The organism is Gemmobacter aquaticus (assembly GCF_007859075.1).
Lineage (GTDB): Bacteria > Pseudomonadota > Alphaproteobacteria > Rhodobacterales > Rhodobacteraceae > Gemmobacter > Gemmobacter aquaticus.
On sequence record NZ_VOAK01000011.1, the window covers coordinates 1,215,226 to 1,234,378 of the forward strand.

At 63.3% G+C, this 19,153-nt stretch carries 14 protein-coding genes; 9 read left to right on the forward strand and 5 right to left on the reverse strand.

Going from position 1 to position 19,153, the window contains the following annotated elements:
- Nucleotides 1-280 precede the first annotated feature (280 nt).
- Together FQU74_RS08040 and FQU74_RS19705 are read left to right on the forward strand one after the other, a co-directional pair.
- A complete protein-coding gene (locus tag FQU74_RS08040; RefSeq protein ID WP_373289006.1) occupies nucleotides 281-2,041 on the forward strand; it encodes an extracellular solute-binding protein in 1,761 nt (586 codons plus the stop codon).
- 122 nt (nucleotides 2,042-2,163) lie between these two features.
- Nucleotides 2,164-2,292 carry a hypothetical protein gene (locus FQU74_RS19705; RefSeq protein WP_268236733.1) on the forward strand — a complete coding sequence of 43 codons (129 nt, stop codon included), beginning with the start codon at nucleotides 2,164-2,166 and terminating at the stop codon, nucleotides 2,290-2,292.
- Between the two features lie 6 nt (nucleotides 2,293-2,298).
- On the opposite strand, the gene FQU74_RS08045 is transcribed toward FQU74_RS19705, so the two are convergent.
- Both FQU74_RS08045 and FQU74_RS08050 read right to left on the reverse strand, forming a co-directional pair.
- The gene (locus tag FQU74_RS08045; protein ID WP_146285877.1) at nucleotides 2,299-3,729 is read right to left on the reverse strand and encodes a serine/threonine protein kinase; all 1,431 of its coding nucleotides are present in this window, start codon (nucleotides 3,727-3,729) and stop codon (nucleotides 2,299-2,301) included.
- Nucleotides 3,730-3,732: 3 nt separating this feature from the next.
- Entirely contained in the window at nucleotides 3,733-4,473 is a 741-nt protein-coding gene (locus FQU74_RS08050; RefSeq protein WP_146285878.1) for a metallophosphoesterase family protein, read from the reverse strand.
- A 184-nt stretch (nucleotides 4,474-4,657) separates the two neighbouring features.
- Between FQU74_RS08050 and FQU74_RS08055 the strand changes: the two genes are divergently transcribed.
- The 4 genes from FQU74_RS08055 to FQU74_RS08070 all read left to right on the forward strand — a co-directional run bounded on the left by FQU74_RS08055 (nucleotide 4,658) and on the right by FQU74_RS08070 (nucleotide 9,783).
- Nucleotides 4,658-6,172, forward strand: coding sequence for a class I adenylate-forming enzyme family protein (locus tag FQU74_RS08055; RefSeq protein ID WP_146285879.1), 1,515 nt, complete (start codon nucleotides 4,658-4,660; stop codon nucleotides 6,170-6,172).
- Nucleotides 6,169-6,813 (forward strand): DsbA family oxidoreductase, encoded by a 645-nt coding sequence (locus tag FQU74_RS08060; protein ID WP_146285880.1) that lies wholly within the window; start codon nucleotides 6,169-6,171, stop codon nucleotides 6,811-6,813. The genes FQU74_RS08055 and FQU74_RS08060 overlap by 4 nt, the downstream gene beginning before the upstream one ends.
- Nucleotides 6,810-8,009: a multidrug effflux MFS transporter gene (locus FQU74_RS08065; RefSeq protein WP_146285881.1), complete on the forward strand. Its 1,200-nt coding sequence runs from the start codon at nucleotides 6,810-6,812 to the stop codon at nucleotides 8,007-8,009. Before FQU74_RS08060 ends, FQU74_RS08065 begins: the two co-directional genes overlap by 4 nt.
- A 127-nt stretch (nucleotides 8,010-8,136) precedes the next feature.
- Nucleotides 8,137-9,783 carry a calcium-binding protein gene (locus FQU74_RS08070; RefSeq protein WP_158635555.1) on the forward strand — a complete coding sequence of 549 codons (1,647 nt, stop codon included), beginning with the start codon at nucleotides 8,137-8,139 and terminating at the stop codon, nucleotides 9,781-9,783.
- A gap of 60 nt (nucleotides 9,784-9,843) precedes the next feature.
- Here the strand turns inward: FQU74_RS08070 and mfd are convergent, their stop codons facing one another.
- Together mfd and FQU74_RS08080 are read right to left on the reverse strand one after the other, a co-directional pair.
- A complete protein-coding gene (gene mfd / locus FQU74_RS08075; RefSeq protein WP_146285883.1) occupies nucleotides 9,844-13,299 on the reverse strand; it encodes a transcription-repair coupling factor in 3,456 nt (1,151 codons plus the stop codon).
- Nucleotides 13,300-13,314: 15 nt separating this feature from the next.
- On the reverse strand, nucleotides 13,315-13,839 hold the full coding sequence (locus FQU74_RS08080) for a component of SufBCD complex (RefSeq protein ID WP_146285884.1): 525 nt from the start codon (nucleotides 13,837-13,839) through the stop codon (nucleotides 13,315-13,317).
- 163 nt (nucleotides 13,840-14,002) lie between these two features.
- Between FQU74_RS08080 and hemB the strand changes: the two genes are divergently transcribed.
- Nucleotides 14,003-15,001 carry a porphobilinogen synthase gene (hemB, locus tag FQU74_RS08085; RefSeq protein ID WP_146285885.1) on the forward strand — a complete coding sequence of 333 codons (999 nt, stop codon included), beginning with the start codon at nucleotides 14,003-14,005 and terminating at the stop codon, nucleotides 14,999-15,001.
- Nucleotides 15,002-15,111: 110 nt separating this feature from the next.
- Nucleotides 15,112-15,660 (forward strand): lipid-binding SYLF domain-containing protein, encoded by a 549-nt coding sequence (locus FQU74_RS08090; protein WP_146285886.1) that lies wholly within the window; start codon nucleotides 15,112-15,114, stop codon nucleotides 15,658-15,660.
- A 58-nt stretch (nucleotides 15,661-15,718) separates the two neighbouring features.
- Here the strand turns inward: FQU74_RS08090 and FQU74_RS08095 are convergent, their stop codons facing one another.
- On the reverse strand, nucleotides 15,719-16,591 hold the full coding sequence (locus tag FQU74_RS08095; protein WP_268236769.1) for an NAD(P)-dependent oxidoreductase: 873 nt from the start codon (nucleotides 16,589-16,591) through the stop codon (nucleotides 15,719-15,721).
- 88 nt (nucleotides 16,592-16,679) lie between these two features.
- On the opposite strand from FQU74_RS08095, the gene FQU74_RS08100 reads away from it, so the two are divergent.
- Nucleotides 16,680-19,139 carry a penicillin acylase family protein gene (locus tag FQU74_RS08100; RefSeq protein WP_146285888.1) on the forward strand — a complete coding sequence of 820 codons (2,460 nt, stop codon included), beginning with the start codon at nucleotides 16,680-16,682 and terminating at the stop codon, nucleotides 19,137-19,139.
- The last annotated feature ends 14 nt before the right edge of the window (nucleotides 19,140-19,153 follow it).

Genomic DNA, 19,153 nt, shown 5'->3' on the forward strand with positions numbered 1-19,153 from the left:
CAAAAGTTCATCGCTGGATCGGGGCCGGTCAGCGCATAAAAAAACGCCGGCGCTAGGCCGGCGTTAAGTCGTTGAGGCAGGTTTCATACAGGCAAGAAACCTATCGAGCAGTAAGTCACTTATACCTCTGTCTGGCGCTCTGTCCAAGTTAAAAGTTTGAAAAACCACGAAAGCACCACTAATCTCGGGCCCAAGAAAAACAGGGCAGAACGAAAGCGTTTCCAGAATGCGACCAATCCATTTCGGCCATCTGCCGCGAATCCTCTGGCTGGCGGGCGCCATGCTGGCGGCCCAACCGGCCCTTGCCGAATCCCCCATGGGCGCCATCGCCATGCATGGCGAACCGGCACTGGCACCCGGCTTCACGCACCTTCCCTATGTGAACCCGGACGCCCCCAAAGGGGGTCGCATCACACTGGGTGAGCAAGGCGGCTTCGATAGCCTCAACCCGTTCATCATAAAGGGAAATGCGCCAAATCAGGTCACCGAGTTCACGGTTGAGACGCTGATGGGACGATCGCTGGATGAACCCTTCAGCCTTTATGGCCTGCTTGCCGAAACCATCCAGACCGACGAGGCGCGCAGCTACGTCGAGTTTACCTTGCGTGAAGAGGCGCGCTTTTCCGACGGCGCCCCCGTTACCCCCGAAGATGTGATCTGGTCGTTCGAGACGCTCGCGACGAAAGGACAGCCGCGCTATGCGGGCGCCTGGAAAAAGATTGCCCGGTCCGAGATCACCGGGCCACGCAGCGTGCGCTTCACCTTCAACGCGCAAGACCGCGAACTTCCACTGATTCTGGGTCTGCGCCCGATTCTGCGCAAGGCCGCGTGGGAGGGGCGCGAGTTCGGCGAATCGACCCTGATCCCCCCGGTCGGCTCTGGCCCCTATACGGTCGCCGAGGTTGATCCCGGCCGTTCCATCACTTTCCGCCGCAATCCGGACTGGTGGGGCAAGGATCTGCCTTTCAACCGCGGTCAGCACAATCTGGATGAGATCCGGATCGAGTATTTCGGTGTCGACACCGCGCTTTTCGAGGCATTCAAGGGCGGGGCCATCTCTGCCTACCGCGAGACAAACCCGGCGAAATGGCTGGGTAACTTTAACTTCCCGGCCGTCACTTCAGGCGAAGTTCTGAAGGTCGAGGTGCCGCACCAGCGGCCTTCCGGGATCGAGGGTTTTGCCTTCAACACCCGCAACCCGCTGTTTGCCGACTGGCGTGTGCGCGAGGCGCTGATCCATGCCTTCAACTTTGAACTGGTGAACCGCACACTGAACGGCGGTGTGCAGCCGCGCATCACGTCCTATTTCGGCAATTCGTTTCTGGGCATGAAGCCCGGAGTTCCTGCCGAGGGCAAGGTGAAGACGCTGCTTGAGCCCCATGCGGCCGAGCTTCTGCCCGGCGCGATCGACGGCTACGCCCTGCCCGTCGCGGACGGATCAGAGGCCAATCGCAAGAACATGCGCGTGGCCGTCAAGCTGCTGGAGGACGCTGGCTGGACCGTGCGTGACGGAGTGCTGGTCAATGCCGAGGGCAAGCCGTTTGCTTTCGAGATCCTGCTCACCAACGGGCAAGACGAGATGATCTCGGCCGCCAACATCTATATCGAGGCGCTGAAACGTCTGGGCATCGAGGCGCGGCTGACCACGGTCGACAATTCGCAGTACAAGGAACGCACCAACGCCTATGCCTTTGACATGACGCACTTCATTCGCGCCCTGTCCCTGTCGCCAGGCAATGAACAAGTGCTCTACTGGGGCGCGGCTGGCGTCACCGAACCCGGCACGCGGAACTGGCCGGGCATCAACTCGCCTGCCGTGGGCGCGCTGATCGACGCGATGCTGCAGGCGCGCGACCCTGCCGATTTCACCGCCGCGACCGAGGCGCTGGACCGTGCGCTGATCACCGGGCGCTACGTCGTGCCGGTCTGGTTCTCTGACACCTCACGCATCGCCTATCGTCGCGGGCTGCACTTCCCGGACCGCTTCCCACTATATGGCGACTGGCCGGGCTGGCAGCCGCAGACATGGTGGGCCGAATGAGAAACCGGCAGTGGATTGCCGGTTCGACACGAGGGGAATGACAAAACTGCCGGGCCGGTTTATTTCTGCAGTACCGGTCTATGGCAACACGACCAAGAACAAGAAACGAGCAGAGGCTGACCATGAAGAAACTGCTGGTGATCGCAGCCCTCGCCGGGGCGCTTGGCGCACTTGCGGGCTGCAATACCGTTGATGGCATCGGACAGGACATCTCGGGCGGGGCGAATACGGTTTCCGACTGGTTGGGCTGACCCCGGTCACGCGACCGCAAGTTGCTCCTCGGCCTCCGCCGCGGTATCGCGGCGGCGGATGACTGTCACGCTGCAATGCGCCTCGGCGACAACCTGGCTTGAGACCGAGCCCAGATAGCGGCGCGTCGAAGAATGGCCACGCGCACCCATCAGGATATGATCCACGTTGTTATGGGTCGCGTATTCGATGATCGCCGCTGCCGGATCGGTGTTTTCCAGCACGCTGTAGGTCAGCCGCTCGTCCCCCAGATCGATCCCCTCGGCCCAGTGACGTAGCCCGACGAGGCGCGAGACGTGCAGGTTGCGCCCCTCGTCATCCACCGCTGAATCGATGGCAATGCGGCTGGTCTTGATGACGTTCACGCAAGCCACGCGCATGTCGGGCTGCGTCGCCAGCATCCGGTGAACGTTCTGGCGCAAGAGGTCGGCCAGCGTCTCCATCTCGGGCGACAGGTCGACAGCGACCATCAGGATCGGCGCCTTGCTGATCTGGGACTGAACGCTGACCGGCGCGGGAAAGCCCTTGATCTTGCGCATCCGCCACCAGCGTTTCCACACCGTCATCCGGCTGTCGCGCTTGAGCTTCATCGCCCTGTCCGAAAGCTTGACCTGCGCGGGATGCGTCAAGTCAAAGAAGATCTGCGCGGCAGTCTGATAACGCTTGGCGGGGTCAACCTCCAGCGCGCGCAAAATGATCTCTTGCAGCCATTCAGGCAGGTCAGGCACCAGCGCACGCGGCGGGATCGGGTCACGCCACAGCCGCGGGCGCACGCCGCGCAGTGTTTCGGGCTTGCCGAATGGCAACTTGCCGGTCGCGGCCTGATAGATCATCGCGCCGAGCGCAAAGATGTCAGAGCGCGGGTCGTCGCGAGAGCCCAGAAACTGCTCGGGCGCGATATAGGGGTAGGTTCCCATCGGAATGGTGAATTCCTCGGCCAGGAGATCGGGCAACTGGTCGTGCCGCGACAGGCCATAGTCGATGAGCACCATCTCGCCCGTCGGCCGCTGCAGGTAGTTTTCAGGCTTCAGATCCAGATGGATCACATGCTGGCGGTGCAGATCGTGCAGCGCATCGGCCATCCGCGCGGCAAGCTCGATCGTGTCGGACACGGCAAAGGGCGCCTGACGGAAATGCACCAGAAGCGAGTCGCCCGGAATCCGTTCGGTCACCACATAGGGCAGCACCGCGAAATCACCGACGCCGATCACGCGGGGAACATGCGGGCCAACGAGGCGTGGCAGGATCATCTGCTCGACCTCAAACCCCACGATGGTGGGACCATCGTATCCATCGAGGATCTTGGGCACCTTCATCACCAGCGGCGTACGGTAGAGGGGATGCGTCACCTCCCAAATGGTGGCGAAGCCGCCTTCGTGCAGCTTTTCGCCAATGGTGAAGCCGTCGATTTCAAGCCCGGTATGGGCGCGCACCCGCATCTCTCACGCTCCTGATACAAGCCGCATGGCAAGGCTTTCTGGCAAGCCCGCATTGCGGATCTTTGTGACGGTCAAGGCAACCTCATAAGGCACGCGGTGAAAGGTCAGCTCGTTGGTGACCGTGTCATACATGGCCCAGCCTGCCATCGGGCGACCATCGCGCGGCTGGCCAACCGAGCCCACGACGGCCAGCCAGCGGCGCGACCGGATCAGCGGCACAGGCGCGCCGATCATCATGCGCTGCTCTTTCACACGACCGTTCATGTCATGGCTGTAAAGCTGCGGGACATGGACATGGCCGCAGAAGATGACCCGCGCCTTGCTGACGCGGAACGAAGGCATCGCGCGCTGCGCCGAGGTGACATAGATCCAGTCCTGCGCGTCGTTCGCGCTGGCATGGACAAACAGCAGGTCGTCGATCTCTTGCCGCATCGGCAGGTTTGCAAGGAAAGTCGCCTGCTCGGCTGAAAGGCGCGGCCGGGTCCAGTCAATCGCGCGTCGGGCGGTGATATTCATGGCCGTGTCGGGCCGGGTGACGGCGGCATCGTGGTTGCCCTGGACAATCAAGGCGCCCCCCTCGACCAGATCCTGCGCGCGGGTGCAGCACCATTCGGGGTCGGGGCCGTAGCCGACGATATCGCCCAGCATGACGATCCGTTCGGCCTTGCGGCGCTCGACATCGGACAGCACGGCCGAGAACGCCTCTCGGTTGGCGTGGATATCCGTCAGAATCGCAATGCGCATGCAGGCCCCCCTCTGCTCATGGCACCCTAGAGCGCCCGAACACCTGCGACAATGACGCGCATCTGCGACCGATCGCCACCGGCCATCCCAGAAAGCCTCAAGGCGCGGCGGCGCACAGATCACCCTGCGCCAGTGCGGAGACTGGCGTCTTGCATCCCCCGGGGGGCGGGTCTAGCAAAGGGAAATGCTTTCCGTCACCGAACCAACGGCATCGCCGCCGCTGCCGGCCTCATTCAACCTTGCCGCGCATGTTCTGGCCCAGGCCGATGCGCTTGCCGACAAGATGGCCATGCAGATCGTTCGCCCCACCGGGGCGGAGCGGTGGAGCTACGGGCGCCTTCAGGCTGCGGTTCGCGGTGCCGGTACGGGCCTTCTGGCGCGCGGCCTTGCACCGGGCGACCGGGTGCTGCTGCGACTTGGGAACGGACCCGAGTTCCCGGTGGCGTTTCTGGGTGCGATCGCGGTTGGTCTTGTCCCCGTGCCCACATCGGCGCAACTGACAAAGGCCGAGGTCACGGCGCTGGCGGAACAGATCCGCCCGCAACTGGTGATCCACAGCGCCGACATTGCCCTGCCAGACGGCAACAGGACTCTACTGGACGCGGCCAGCCTGCTGCAGATGGCGACGCTTGCGCCTTGCGACTGGCACATGGGACCAGCCGACCGCCCGGCCTATATCATCTTCACCTCGGGCACCTCGGGGCGGCCCTTCGGCGTTGTCCACGCCCATCGTGCAATCCTTGCGCGGGCGCAGATGCATGACGACTGGGAGGGGTTGACGCAATCCGACCGACTGCTTCATGCCGGGGCCTTCAACTGGACCTTCACGCTCGGCACCGGGCTGATGGACCCTTGGACCGTCGGCGCCACCGCGCTGATCCCAGGGCCTGGCGTGCTGCCCGCGCAGCTGCCCCTTCTCCTCAAGCGGTTTGATGCCACGATCATGGCGGCGGCGCCGGGTGTGATCCGCCAGATGTTGCGCGCGCCGATCCCTGCGCTGCCGCGCCTGCGCCACGGGCTTTGCGCCGGCGAAACCCTGACCCCCGCCCTGCGCGCAGCCTGGGGTTCGGCCACCGGCACCGACCTGCATGAGGCACTTGGCATGTCAGAGGTCTCTACCTACCTATCGGGAAGCCCTGCCCGCCCGGCACCCGAAGGTTATGCAGGCTACGCGCAGCGGCATCGCAGGATCGCGATCCTTTCGACCGACGGTGAGCCTCTGCCGCGCGGCGAACCCGGCGAGCTTGCCATCAGCCGCAACGATCCCGGACTGATGCTGGGCTATCTGGACGCCGACGACGCAACCGCCGCCCGCTACACCGGCCCATGGTTCCGCACCGGAGACATGGCCGAGATGCGCGAGGACGGTGCAATCCGCGCCCTCGGTCGCAGCGACGATCAGCTTAACCCAGGCGGCTTTCGCGTCTCACCGCAAGAGGTAGAGGCGGCGCTTGCCGGCATTCCGGGGATCGACGATCTGGCGATTACCGAGGTCAGCGTGAAAGACGGCACCCGTGTGCTCGCCTGCCTCTACACAGGCCCTGCCGCGTTGGACCAGACGCAGCTTGCAGCAGAGGCCGCGACGCGGCTTGCCCGCTACCGCCAACCCCGCATCTGGGCCCATGTGACTGCCCTGCCCCGAAACGCAAATGGCAAGCTGAACCGGCGCGCCCTGCCCGATCTCTGGAGCCCCGAATGATCCGACTCGACATCTTTTCTGACCCGGTCTGCCCGTGGTGCTACCTCGGCAAGGCCTACCTGGATCGCGCGCTTGAGGCCAATCCTGAACATCCGTTCATCATTGAATGGCACCCGTTCCAGTTGGCACCGCAGATGCCGCGCGGCGGCGTTGAACGTGCAGCCTATCTCTTGCGCATCTTCGGCACGCAGGACCGCGCCGTCGCCGCCCACCTGCGTCTGGCAGAGCTTGGTCGCGAGGCCGGGCTTGAATTCAACTTCGAGGCGATCAAGACCACGCCCAACACCTTTGACGCCCACCGCCTGATTCACTGGGCGGGGCTTGAGGGGCGCCAGTCGGCAGTCGTCTCTGCCCTGTTCCGCGCCTATTGGCGCGAGGGGCGCGATATCGGCCACCATGATGTGCTGGTCGATATCGCCGAGAAGTCAGGGCTGGACCGGCAGGTGATCGCCCGGCTTCTTGCCAGTGACGCCGACGCCCAGACCGTCGCCGCGCGCGAATTGCATGCCCGCGAGAAGGCCATCTCGGCGGTGCCGACCTATATCGTCGCCGACACGCACGTGATTTCAGGGGCGCAACAGCCCGCCCTGTGGGGCCGTGTGATCGACGAGCTACTGAATCGGAATGAGGGCCAGGAATGACTGCGCAACAGCCGCTTTCGCGGGCCGAATTCGTCGCCTTGATCGCAACGCTTTTCGCCATCATCGCCTTTTCCATCGATGCAATGCTGCCAGCGATCCCCGAGATCGCCGCAACGCTTACACCGGATTCGCCCAACCGCGCCCAGCTGATCGTGACCAGCTTTGTCTTTGGCATGGGCGCAGGAACCCTGTTTGCCGGACCGCTGTCCGACACGCTTGGACGCAAGCCTGTGATTGTCGGCGGCGCGCTGCTCTACTGTGGTGGCGCCTTCTTCGCCCATCAGGCCCCCACGCTCGAGACCCTGCTCGCCGCGCGCGTCCTGCAGGGGATTGGCGCTGCCGGGCCACGCGTCGTGTCGTTGGCCATGGTGCGCGATCTGCATTCGGGCCGGCAGATGGCGCAGATCGTGAGCTTCGCCATGATGATCTTCACCCTTGTTCCGGCCATGGCGCCGCTTCTGGGCAGCGGCATCATCGCGGCCTTCGGATGGCGGGCGATCTTCCTTGCCTTCATGGCGTTCTCGGCCATCGCTGTCCTCTGGCTTCTGCTGCGCCAGCCCGAGACGCTGCCACGCGCGGCACGGCGCCCGCTTCAGGCTGGCCCCTTGCTGCAAGCGCTGCGCGAGGTGCTGACGAACCGCGTGGTCGTCATCGCCATTGCCGTGCAGACCCTGTGCTTTGCCTGCCTTTTCGGGACGATCTCTTCGACCCAGCAGATCTTCGACATCTCGTTTGGCCGGGCCGAGAGCTTTCCGCTGTGGTTTGCCGTGATCGCACTGATGTCGGGCACCGCCAGCATCATCAACGCCTCGCTGGTGGTGCGTGTGGGCATGCGCGCCATGATCAACTGGACGCTGCGCATCCAGATCGTGCTGTCCCTGATCTATCTGGCGATCCTGACGCTGACATCCGTGCCGGACACCGAGCTTTTTGCCTGCCATGTGATCTGGACGATCAGCGTCTTCATGCTGGCGGGGTTGACGCTGGGCAACCTGAACGCCCTCGCGCTAGAGCCTCTGGGACACATCGCGGGCATGGCGGCATCGGTCAGCGGGTCGCTGGCAACGGTGCTGGCCGTGACGATCGCTGCCCCCCTTGGCCTTGCCTTTGACGGAACCCCCGTGCCGCTGGTGCTGGGCATCTGTGTCCTTGTGGGGCTTGGCGCGGTGCTCATGGTGGTGATGCCAAAGCGATGACGTAAGGGGTCACGCTTTGGCAAAACTTAAACCTTAAGTAGAACGCGGTCTTTTCCAGTTTTCGCCACATTCCTCCGTCATCCCATTTGCCCATGGAGCGATGATTTCCATTGCGAAAGGGACACCCATGACGACTTATACCCTCACTGGAATTAACACGACTGAAGCCGGCGGTGTGGCGACTGCCGTCAATGGCGCTGCAACCATCTCCTTTGTCGCCTCGGTCAACACCGACGGCCTGACCTTCAAGTATGCCATCGAAAACGAGGTCGCCGGCGACTTCGGCGCAGCAGTCCTTGACGTCAGCGAATCGGACACTCTGCTTGGCCTGATGGTGAACGGTTCCCCCGTCGACGCGGCGACCGATCTGTACATCGCGGAATACAAATGGGTTGACAACACAGGCCCTAGCCCGGTCACCAAGGCGGCCCTTGTTCTGCGCGTCACGACCGGCAGCACCTACTCCTACTTCGTGCTTGACGGCGACGCATTGCCGACCCTTGCAGACGCGACCGCTTACAACGCCTTTATCGCCTCGCTCACGCTGAAGACCTCGGTCCGTGACGATATGGATGACGACCTCATCAAAATCGAGGGCTATAACTTCCAGGCGGAAGACTTCGCCACAGGCGAGACCGAGAACGATACAATTGCCGCGGCCGACGGCTACGACTGGACGGGCGGCATTTCCACCGGCCGCGGCGCCGATGTGGTCACCGGCGGTGACGGTGACGACGTGATCGATGCCAGCTATTACGGCACCAACGCCACTCTGCAGACCAACGACACCGACTCGGTTGACGGCGGCGCTGGCAATGACTCGATCATCGCAGGCTACGGCGCCGACGTTCTAATTGGCGGCCTTGGCAATGACTCGGTCAGCGGTGGCGCTGGTAATGACGACATCAACGGTGGCCACGACAACGACGTCTTGCGCGGCGGCAATGGCGCTGACACCATCCTGGGCGATCTCGGCGACGACTCGCTCTTCGGCGACACCGGTGCAGATTATCTGTCGGGTGACGCCGGAAACGACGTCATCAACGGCGGCTCGGGCGCAGATACGCTCATTGGTGGCGATGGCGCCGACAGCATGAACGGCGGCACCGGCGCCGACACGATGAACGGCGGCGACGGCAGCGATACGATGGTTGGCGGCGACGGCAATGACTCTCTTGATGGGTGGAATGACGATGACCGCCTTGATGGTGGCCTCGGGAATGACCGGCTTGAAGGTTACTTCGGCAACGACACGCTGATCGGCGGCGACGGCAGCGACCAGCTGTACGGTGAAGCTGACAACGACAGCCTCAATGGCGGCACCGGCAATGACACGCTGAGCGGCGCAGATGGTGACGACACGATCCTTGGCGGTGCAGGCGTTGACTCGATTACCGGCGGTAACGGCAATGACTCGATCGACGGTGGCTCGGGCTCCGACAACATCAATGCTGGCGCGGGCAATGACATCATCGCCGGCGGCATCGGTTCGGACACGCTCAACGGCGGCGACGGCAACGACACGATGAACGGCGGTTCGGGTTCGGATACCTTCGTGTTCCAGAGCGAATCCGACTCCGACGTCATCAATGGCTTCCAGAACAACATCGATACGCTGAATGTTGACTTCGGCACCGTCGACACCTGGGAAGAACTGCGCGCTCTGGCAGTCCAGTCCGGCGACAACGTGGTCATCACCTTTGAGGATGATGACATTGTGACCATCAACAACATGACCATCGCGAATCTGCGCGACGACGTTATCTTCTCCTGATCGATCGCAAGACAGTAAAAAGGCCCGGCACTGCCGGGCCTTTTTCACATTCCAGGGTGGTCACTTGGCCTTGACGACCTTCTCTGCCAGATCACGGGCCACGCCAAAGGCACCCTTGATCCGGTCGGACTCGGTCGGCCAATCCACAGACAGCACGATCTTGTTGCCCGAAACCTTGGCCGCGCCCTTTTGGGCCTGCAGGTATTCGACCAGCCCGGCAGGATTCGCGAACTTGTCGTTATGGAACTGCACCGTCACGCCCTTTGGCCCCGCGTCCAGCCGCGAGATGCCCGCGCGCTTGCACATCGCCTTGATCCGCACCACCAGAAGCAGCGTGTTCACCTCGCGCGGGAGAGCACCGAAACGGTCGATCAGTTCTGCGGCAAAGCCCTCAAGCTCGACCTTCGTCGTCAGATGGCTGAGACGGCGATAAAGACCCAAGCGGATATCCAGATCCGGCACGAAATCTTCGGGGATCAGCACCGGAACGCCAAGGTTGATCTGCGGGGCCCAATGGTCATCCACCGGGGCCAGACCGCCGATCTCGCCCGATTTGATCTTGGCGATCGTCTCTTCCAGCATCTGCTGGTAAAGCTCGTAGCCGACCTCCTTGATGTGGCCCGACTGTTCCTCACCCAGCAGATTGCCGGCGCCGCGCAGATCAAGGTCGTGGCTCGCCAGATTGAACCCTGCCCCCAGACTGTCGAGCGAGGCCAGAAGCTTCAGCCGCTTCTGCGCCTGTGGCGTCAGCGGCGCGCGGGGCTTGGTCGTCAGATAGCAATAGGCGCGCGTCTTGGATCGCCCGACCCGACCACGGATCTGGTACAGCTGCGACAGGCCGAACATGTCGGCGCGGTGCACGATCATCGTGTTGGCTGTCGGAATATCCAGCCCGGATTCGACGATGGTGGTCGCCAGCAGCACGTCGTACTTGCCGTCATAGAACTGGTTCATCCGCTCATCCAGATCGCCGGCGGCAAGCTGGCCATGCGCGATGACATAGGACACCTCGGGCACATGGGTGCGCAGGAAGTCCTCGATCTCGGGCAGATCGGTCAGGCGCGGCACCACATAGAAGCTCTGCCCGCCCCGATAGCGTTCGCGCAGCAGCGCCTCGCGGATGGTGACGCTGTCGAATTCCGACACATATGTGCGGATCGCCAGCCGATCGACCGGCGGTGTCGCGATGATCGACAGATCCCGCACCCCGGTCAGCGACAGTTGCAGCGTGCGCGGTATGGGTGTCGCGGTCAGCGTCAGAACGTGAACCTCGGCCCGCATTTCCTTGAGCCGCTCTTTGTGGGCGACGCCAAAGTGCTGTTCCTCGTCGATAATCAGAAGGCCAAGGTTCTTGAACTTGATGCCCTTGGCCAGCAGCGCATGGGTGCCCACACAGATGTCGATGCGGCCTTCCTCAAGCCCCTTGCGGGTGTCGGCGGCATCCTTTGCGGAAACAAAGCGCGACAAGGGCCTGACTTCCATAGGAAATCCGCGAAAGCGTTCGGCAAAGCTGCGATAGTGCTGGCGGGCAAGAAGCGTCGTCGGGCAGATGACCGCGACCTGCATCCCCGCCATCGCCGCCACAAAGGCTGCGCGCATCGCGACCTCGGTCTTGCCGAAGCCGACATCGCCGACAACCAGCCGGTCCATCGGGCGCCCGGCCTCAAGATCGGCCACCACATCGGAGATGGCGTTCAGCTGATCGTCAGTTTCCTGATAGGGAAAGCGCGCGGCAAAGGCCTCCCATGCGGAATGGGGCGCATCGAGGATCGGCGCGTGGCGCAGGTGACGCTCGGCCGCAATCCGCATCAATCGGTCGGCGATTTCGCGGATGCGTTCCTTGAGCTTGGCCTTCTTGGCCTGCCATGCACCACCGCCCAGACGGTCAAGCAGCCCCTCCTCATGGCCATAACGGCTAAGAAGCTCTATGTTTTCAACGGGAAGATAGAGCTTGGCATCCTCGGCATAAACCAGATGCACATATTCATGCGGGGGTCCGGGGCGGTTGCGCGGGGGTTCGGGCACGCGCAGGGTTTCCAGCCCCACAAAGCGGCCGACCCCATGTTCGACATGCACCACCAGATCGCCCGGTGTAAGCGTGCCAAGATCCTGCAGGAAGTTCTCGGCCTTGCGTTTGCGACGCGGCTTGCCCACCAGCCGATCACCCAGAACATCCTGCTCAGAAATGACGGCGATGCCCGGCGCGGTAAAGCCTTCCTCAAGCGACCAGACCGTCAGGAAGAGCTGCCCCTTGCCTTCAGGCACCTCGCGCGCGTCGCGGATCTCGCGTGCGCCGGTCAGGCCCTGATCCTCAAGCAGGCCTTTCAGCCGCTCGCGTGCACCATCCGACCACGAGGCAATGACCACCTGCCGATCCTGCCGCAACTCCTTCACATGACCCGCCAAAGCCCCGAAAAGGCTTATGGATTCCTGCTGGCGTTCCGGCGCGAAGTTTCGGCCCACGCGACCCTGTGCGTCCAGAACACCCGGCCCCGGTGCTTGCGCAAGTGGCGACATCTGGATCACGCGATGCCCTGCCACGGCCACCTCAAAGGCCGCATCGTTGAGATAGAGCGCCTCGGGCGGACAGGGTTTGTAGACCGTATCCATCCGCCCCTTGACGCCCATCTGCTCGCGCCGCGCCTCAAACTGATCGGCGATTCCATCCCAGCGGGACAGCCGCGCGGGCGTTGTCTGGTCATCCAGCATGACCGCTGCGTCGGGCAGATAGTCAAAGAGCGTCTCAAGCCGATCGTGGAACCACGACAGCCAGTGCTCCATCCCCTGATGCTTGCGCCCGGCGCTGACCGCCTCATAGAGCGGGTCGTCGGTCGTGGCACCAAACTCGATGCGGTAGGTCTGGCGGAACCGGGTGATCGCGGCCTCGTCCAGCACAATCTCGGACATCGGGGCCAGATCGATCGCGGTCAGCTTTTCGGTTGTGCGCTGTGTCTCGGCATCAAACCGGCGCAGCCCGTCCAGCGTATCGCCGAAAAGATCGAGCCGGACCGGCCCGGTATCGCCCGGCGGAAAGATATCGACGATCCCGCCCCGCACGGCGAAATCGCCGGGGTCGGTCACGGTCGCGACCTGGGAGAAGCCCATCCGCACCAGAAAGGTCTTCAGTGCGAACTCGTCCACCCGCTCGCCCACACGCGCACTGAAAGACGCACTGCGCACGACATCGCGCGCAGGCAGACGCTGCGTTACGGCATTCAATGTGGTCAGCAGGATGAAAGGCCCCGGCACCCCGTGCGCCAGTGCTGCTAGCGTCGCCATTCGCCGGGCCGATATCGCCGGGTTGGGCGAGACGCGATCATAGGGCAGACAGTCCCATGCCGGAAAATCCAGAACGAGCGCATCTGGCGCAAAGAAGGCAACCGCCGCGCGCATCGCCTCCATCCGCTTGTCATCGCGCGCAACATGGATGACGGGCTTGCCGCGCGCCAGTTCCTTGGCGACAAGTCGCCCGTCATATCCTTCCGGTGCGCCACCGAGGATGATCTTATCTGCCATCAGGCCAACTCCGTCTCAGCGCAGCACGCTCATCGTCATGTTCTGGTACATGCCCCAGATGGCGGTGAACAGGATCGAGGCAAGTCCCACCGCCTGAACGGCAAAGCGCAGCTTGATCAGGCAGGCCTGCAGCGCCTCTCCCTGATGCGCGCCATCCGCGATGCGGTGGGCTGCACGAACCGACAGAAGTCCGGTCAACGCAAGGGGGAACAACAGACAGAACACGGCCTGCGCGAATTCAACCCGGTACCAGAACCCTGTCGCTGCAAGCGCGGTCAGCAGGCACATCGCGAATGCCACGATCCAGGGCCCCGACATATGGGTGATGAACAACAGCCGGTTCACGTTGACGCGGGCGAAATCCTCAAGCTCGGCCTGCGCCTTGCCGCCCGAGCGCCGCGCCCGCAGGATCACATCGAAGGGGACGCCAAGCACCCAGTGGCTGACCATCCACCATTCCACGCACAGCATGATCCAGAACCACAGGTTCGAGAATGATCGCATGTCGATCAGCTCGAAAATGGTCTGATAAAGACTCACTCAACTCCTCCGGCGCGGCGGTGCCCCGATATGTGACCGGGCCTCTGCGGCATTCCTAACCTTGCGATATGCATTTTTCCATGGCAGGCAGCAAAAAACTGGTCGTAGCGTACAAACCTTGTGCGGTGGTGCCAGTCTTTGATGCCATCTGCAAGGAAAAGCCATGCGCCCGACCCAAGCTGCATTCCCTGCCACCCGCCTGCGCCGTCTGCGTGCAAGCGAAAGCCTGCGGCGACTGGCTCAGGAAAACGTGTTGACCACGAATGATCTGATCTGGCCGATCTTCATTCGTGACGGCGAAGGCGTGCAAGAGCCGATCGCCTCGATGCCGGGGGTGTTCCGGCTGTCGATCGACCTGGCCGTCAAGGCGGCGGAACAGGCGGCGGGGCTCGGGATTCCCGCGATCTGCCTTTTTCCCTACACTGACCCTTCGGTAAAGACGGAAGCCTGCGCCGAGGCGTGGAACCCCGACAACCTGACGAACCGCTGTATCCGCGCCATCAAGGCTGCAGTGCCCGAGATCGCGATCATGACCGACATCGCGCTCGACCCCTACAATGCCAACGGCCATGACGGGCTGGTGCGTGACGGGATCATCCTGAACGACGAAACGGTCGAAGCACTGGTCCGCATGGCGCTGGTGCAGGCCGATTGCGGCGCTGATATCCTCGGGCCGTCAGACATGATGGACGGCCGCATTGGCGCGATCCGTGCCGCACTTGAGGGCGCGGGCCACAAGGACGTGGCGATCCTCAGCTATGCCGCCAAATATGCCTCGGCCTTCTACGGCCCCTTCCGCGATGCCGTGGGCGCCAGCGGCGCGCTGAAGGGCGACAAGAAGACCTACCAGATGAACCCCGGCAACAGCGACGAGGCGATGCGCCTGATCGAGCGCGATCTGCGCGAAGGCGCCGATATGGTGATGGTCAAGCCCGGCATGCCCTACCTCGATATCTGCCGCCGCGCCAAGGACACCTTTGGCGCCCCGACCTACGCCTATCAGGTCTCTGGCGAATACGCGATGATCCGGGGCGCGGCCGAGCGCGGCTGGATCAAGGGCGAGGCCGCGATGATGGAAAGCCTGCTGGCCTTCAAACGCGCTGGATGCGACGGGATCCTGACCTATTTCGCACCAGAGGCTGCACGGCTCTTGCGCGGTTGACCGCCGGCACCGGCGCCTGACCGATGCGGGGGTGGTGACACAAGGCCCCGGATCGGTTAGGCTTTTGTCAAAAGGGGCAATGAGACCCCGGAATGACAAGAGGCGGAGCAATGATTTCCAGACGAACCCTGATCGGTAGCGCCGGTGCTGCGGTCACACTCGCAGCCTGCGGCAATGGCGTAGGCGGCAACGGCGCGGCAACGATTGACGCCCGCGTCGATGAAACCCGCGACTACCTGTTCAACACCTTCCCGGGCACGCGCGAGCTTGCGTCCAAGGCTTATGGCGTTCTCTACATGCCGCTGGTGACCGAGGCGGGCTTTGGCATTGGCGGTGGCTTTGGGCGCGGGGCGCTTCGGATCCGCGACGTCACGGTCGATTACTACTCAGCCGCCAAGGCCTCGGTCGGCTTCCAGATCGGCGCGCAGCAGTATGCCCATGCGCTTTTCTTCATGACCGAAGCGGCCTTGTCGGAATTCCGCGCCTCGCCCGGCTGGGCCGCGGGCGCCGATCTGAAATATGCCACGCCCGAAACCGGCGCGAATATCGGGAAAGAGACCACCGAGCTTAACCCCGTCATCGCGCTTGTCTTTGGTCAGGCGGGTCTGATCGCGGGCGCGACGCTGTCGGGCATCAAATACACCCGCATCATCCCCTGATCGGGACGCCCGGTTCCGATTGACCAAAGGGGGGCAAGCGGCCCCCCTTTTCTTTGCCTTACTTCACCAGACGGCGGATCAGGCTGGAGGTGTCGTTCCTCCCGCCGCCCATTTGCTGGACGTCCTTGTAGAACTGATCGACCAAGGCCGTGACGGGCAGGCTCGCGCCGATCTCATCGGCGGTTTCAAGGCAAATCTTCAGGTCCTTGCGCATCCAGTCGACAGCAAAGCCAAAGTCGAAATCGCCAGCCAGCATCGTCTTGTGGCGGTTCGCCATCTGCCAGCTCCCCGCAGCCCCCTGGCTGATCACCTCGACCACTGCCGCCCCGTCGAGCCCGGCCTTCTGCCCGAAAGCCAGCGCCTCGGCCAGACCCTGCACCAGTCCCGCGATGCAGATCTGGTTCATCATCTTGGCGAGCTGCCCGGCTCCACTGTCGCCCAAGCGGCGGCAGACGCGGGCATAGGCTGCGATGATCGGCTCGGCGCGCGCATAATCGGCTTCGGTGCCGCCGCACATCACCGAGAGCACGCCGTTCACCGCCCCCGCCTGCCCGCCCGACACCGGCGCATCGACAAACCCCTTGCCCTGCGCCGCAGCAACCGCCGAAAGCTCGCGCGTGACCTGCGCCGAAACGGTGGTGTGATCCACAAAGATCGAACCCGATTTCATCCCGGCAAAGGCCCCATCGTCACCAAGGCAAACCGTGCGCAGATCGTCATCGTTGCCCACGCAGGCCATGATGAAATCCGCACCCTCTGCAGCCTCTCGAGGGGTTGCGCCAAAGTTGCCGCCATGTTGGGCCACCCAGGCCTCGGCCTTGGCAATCGTGCGGTTGTAGACGCGGACGTCGTGGCCCTTTGACACCAGATGGCCCGCCATCGGATACCCCATGACACCCAAGCCCAGAAATGCCACTTTCGTCATGGTGATGCCTCCTGCGATTGCCCTGCGCGTGCGGATCGACTAGGAACCCAACTCGCCCCGAAGGTCAAGGATCGCAGGAACAAGGACTGGCCCGATGCTCACCCTCTTCCGCTGGCTGCTGCGCATTGCGACCGGCATCATCCTGCTGTCGCTTCTGGCCGTGGCGGTGCTTTACATGTTCCTGTCACGCTCGCTGCCGGACTATTCGGAAGACTTCACGCTGTCCGGGATCACCGCCCCGGTCGAGATCGTGCGCAACAACGACAACGTGCCGCATATCTTTGGAAAGACCGACCGGGATGTCTATTTCGCGCTCGGCTTTGCACATGCGCAGGACCGTCTGTGGCAGATGACCATGCTGCGACGCACAGCGCAGGGCCGGCTGTCCGAACTTTTCGGCAATCGCACCGTCAAGATCGACGAGCTGATGCGCCGGTATGAGTTCGAGGAGCTAGCGCGCGAGGCAGTCGCCGTACAGGACCCGCAAACCCAAGAGGCGCTTGAGGCTTACGCCGACGGCGTGAACGCCTGGATCGCGCAGGTGAACCTCGGCGCGCGGGGACGTGGGGCGCCCGAGTTCTTCATGTTCTCGAACGAGATCGCGGCCTGGCAACCCTCGGACAGCCTGTCGATCCTGAAACTGATGGCGCTGCAACTTTCGGGCCAGATCGAGACCGAGGTGCTGCGCGCACGCATGTCGCTTCTGCTGCCGGCAGAGCGCCTGCGCGACATCCTGCCCGATGACCCCGGACAGGGCATCGCCGCCCTGCCCGACTATGCTGCCATCGCGCCGGGCGTGGCCCCATCGCAAGCGCCTCTGCGGATTGCGTCGTCGCCGCTCTCTCCCTTTCCGCGGCGCGAAACGGCTGGGGCGTCGAATGCCTGGGCGGCGGCGCCCTCACGCTCGGCTGCGGGCGGCGCGCTCTTGGCCAGTGACCCCCATCTTGGCTTTTCGGCGCCCAGCCTGTGGTATCTTGCACGGCTTCAGCTGAAATCAGGTGGTGTGATCGGGGCAACGATTCCCGGTGTTCCGGCGGTGCTTATAGGCCGCTCGGATGCGCTCGGCTGGGGGCTAACCTCGGCCTATGTCGACGATCAGGACCTGTTCATCGAGGAAGTGAACCCGGAGAATCCCGAGCAGTATCGCACGCCCGATGGCTGGAAAGAGTTCGAAACCCGGCGCACCATCATTCAGGTCAAGGACGCCGAGCCCGTGACGATCACGCTGCGACGCACCGACAACGGGCCAGTCCTGCCGGGTTCGCATTATGACATGGGCACGGTCACGCCGGGCGGGCATGTCATGTCGCTTGCATGGAGCGCACTTGGCGCGCCGGATACATCCATGACCGCCGCGATCCGGCTGATGAACGCCCGCTCACGCGCCGAGGCGATCGAGGCCGGAAAGCTGGTGATGGCGCCCGCGCAGAACCTAATGCTCGCCGACAAGGATGGCATCGCCATGCAGGTGATCGGCGCCCTGCCCAAGCGCGACCCACGCCACCAGACTCAGGGCCGCATGCCCGCGCCCGGCTGGCTGCCCGAGAACCGCTGGCAGGGCCAGTTACCCTATGAGGACAACCCGCGCTTCACTGACCCTGTTACCGGAATTCTGGGCAATACCAACAACAAGACCATCGACCGCCCCTTCCCGATGCACCTGTCCTTCGACTGGGGTGATACGCAGCGGATTCAGCGCTGGCTCACCCTGATGAAAACGCGCGAAGTACATACGCGCGAAAGCTTTATCGAGGCGCAGCTTGATACCGTCAGCCCAACCGCCCGCACGCTTTTGCCGCTGATCGGCGCGGATCTGTGGTTTACCGGCGCGGCCGCGCCCGAGGGCACGCCTGAGCGGCTGCGCCAGAACGCGCTCGATCTGCTGGCCAAGTGGAACGGTGAGATGAACGAGCATCTTCCCGAACCCCTGATCTATCAGGCCTGGATGCGCGCCCTGCAGGATCGTTTGATTCGCGATGACATCGGCCCGATGGCGGATGAATTCAGCCATATCGAGCCGGTCCTTCTGGAACGCATCTACCGCAATATCGATGGCGCCTCAGCCTGGTGCGACGTGGTGCAGTCAGCGGTCGTCGAAAGCTGCACCGACATCGCCCGCATCGCGCTGGACGAGGCGTTGCTGACCCTGTCGGAACGCTATGGCCGCAACGTGGAAAGCTGGCGTTGGGGCGACCTGCATCAGGCCGCGCAGGATCACCCTGTGTTGGGCGACGTGCCGGTGCTGCGCTATTTCGTCAACATCCGCCAAAGCACAAGCGGCGATGACCACACACTGATGCGCGGCGTGACCAAGGGTGACGGCGAGAACCCCTACCTTAATGTGCACGGTGCAGGCTACCGCGGCGTCTATGACTTTGCTGACCCCGACAGCTCGGTCTTCATCATTTCGACCGGGCAATCTGGCCACCCGCTCAGCCGGCATTATGACAATCTCGGCGAGCGCTGGCGCCGTGGCGAATACATCCCCATGAGTCTGGATGCCGACCTTGCCCGCGCCGCCGCGGTTGGCTACACTGTCCTCACACCTGAGTGATTTTGTTTAAAGTA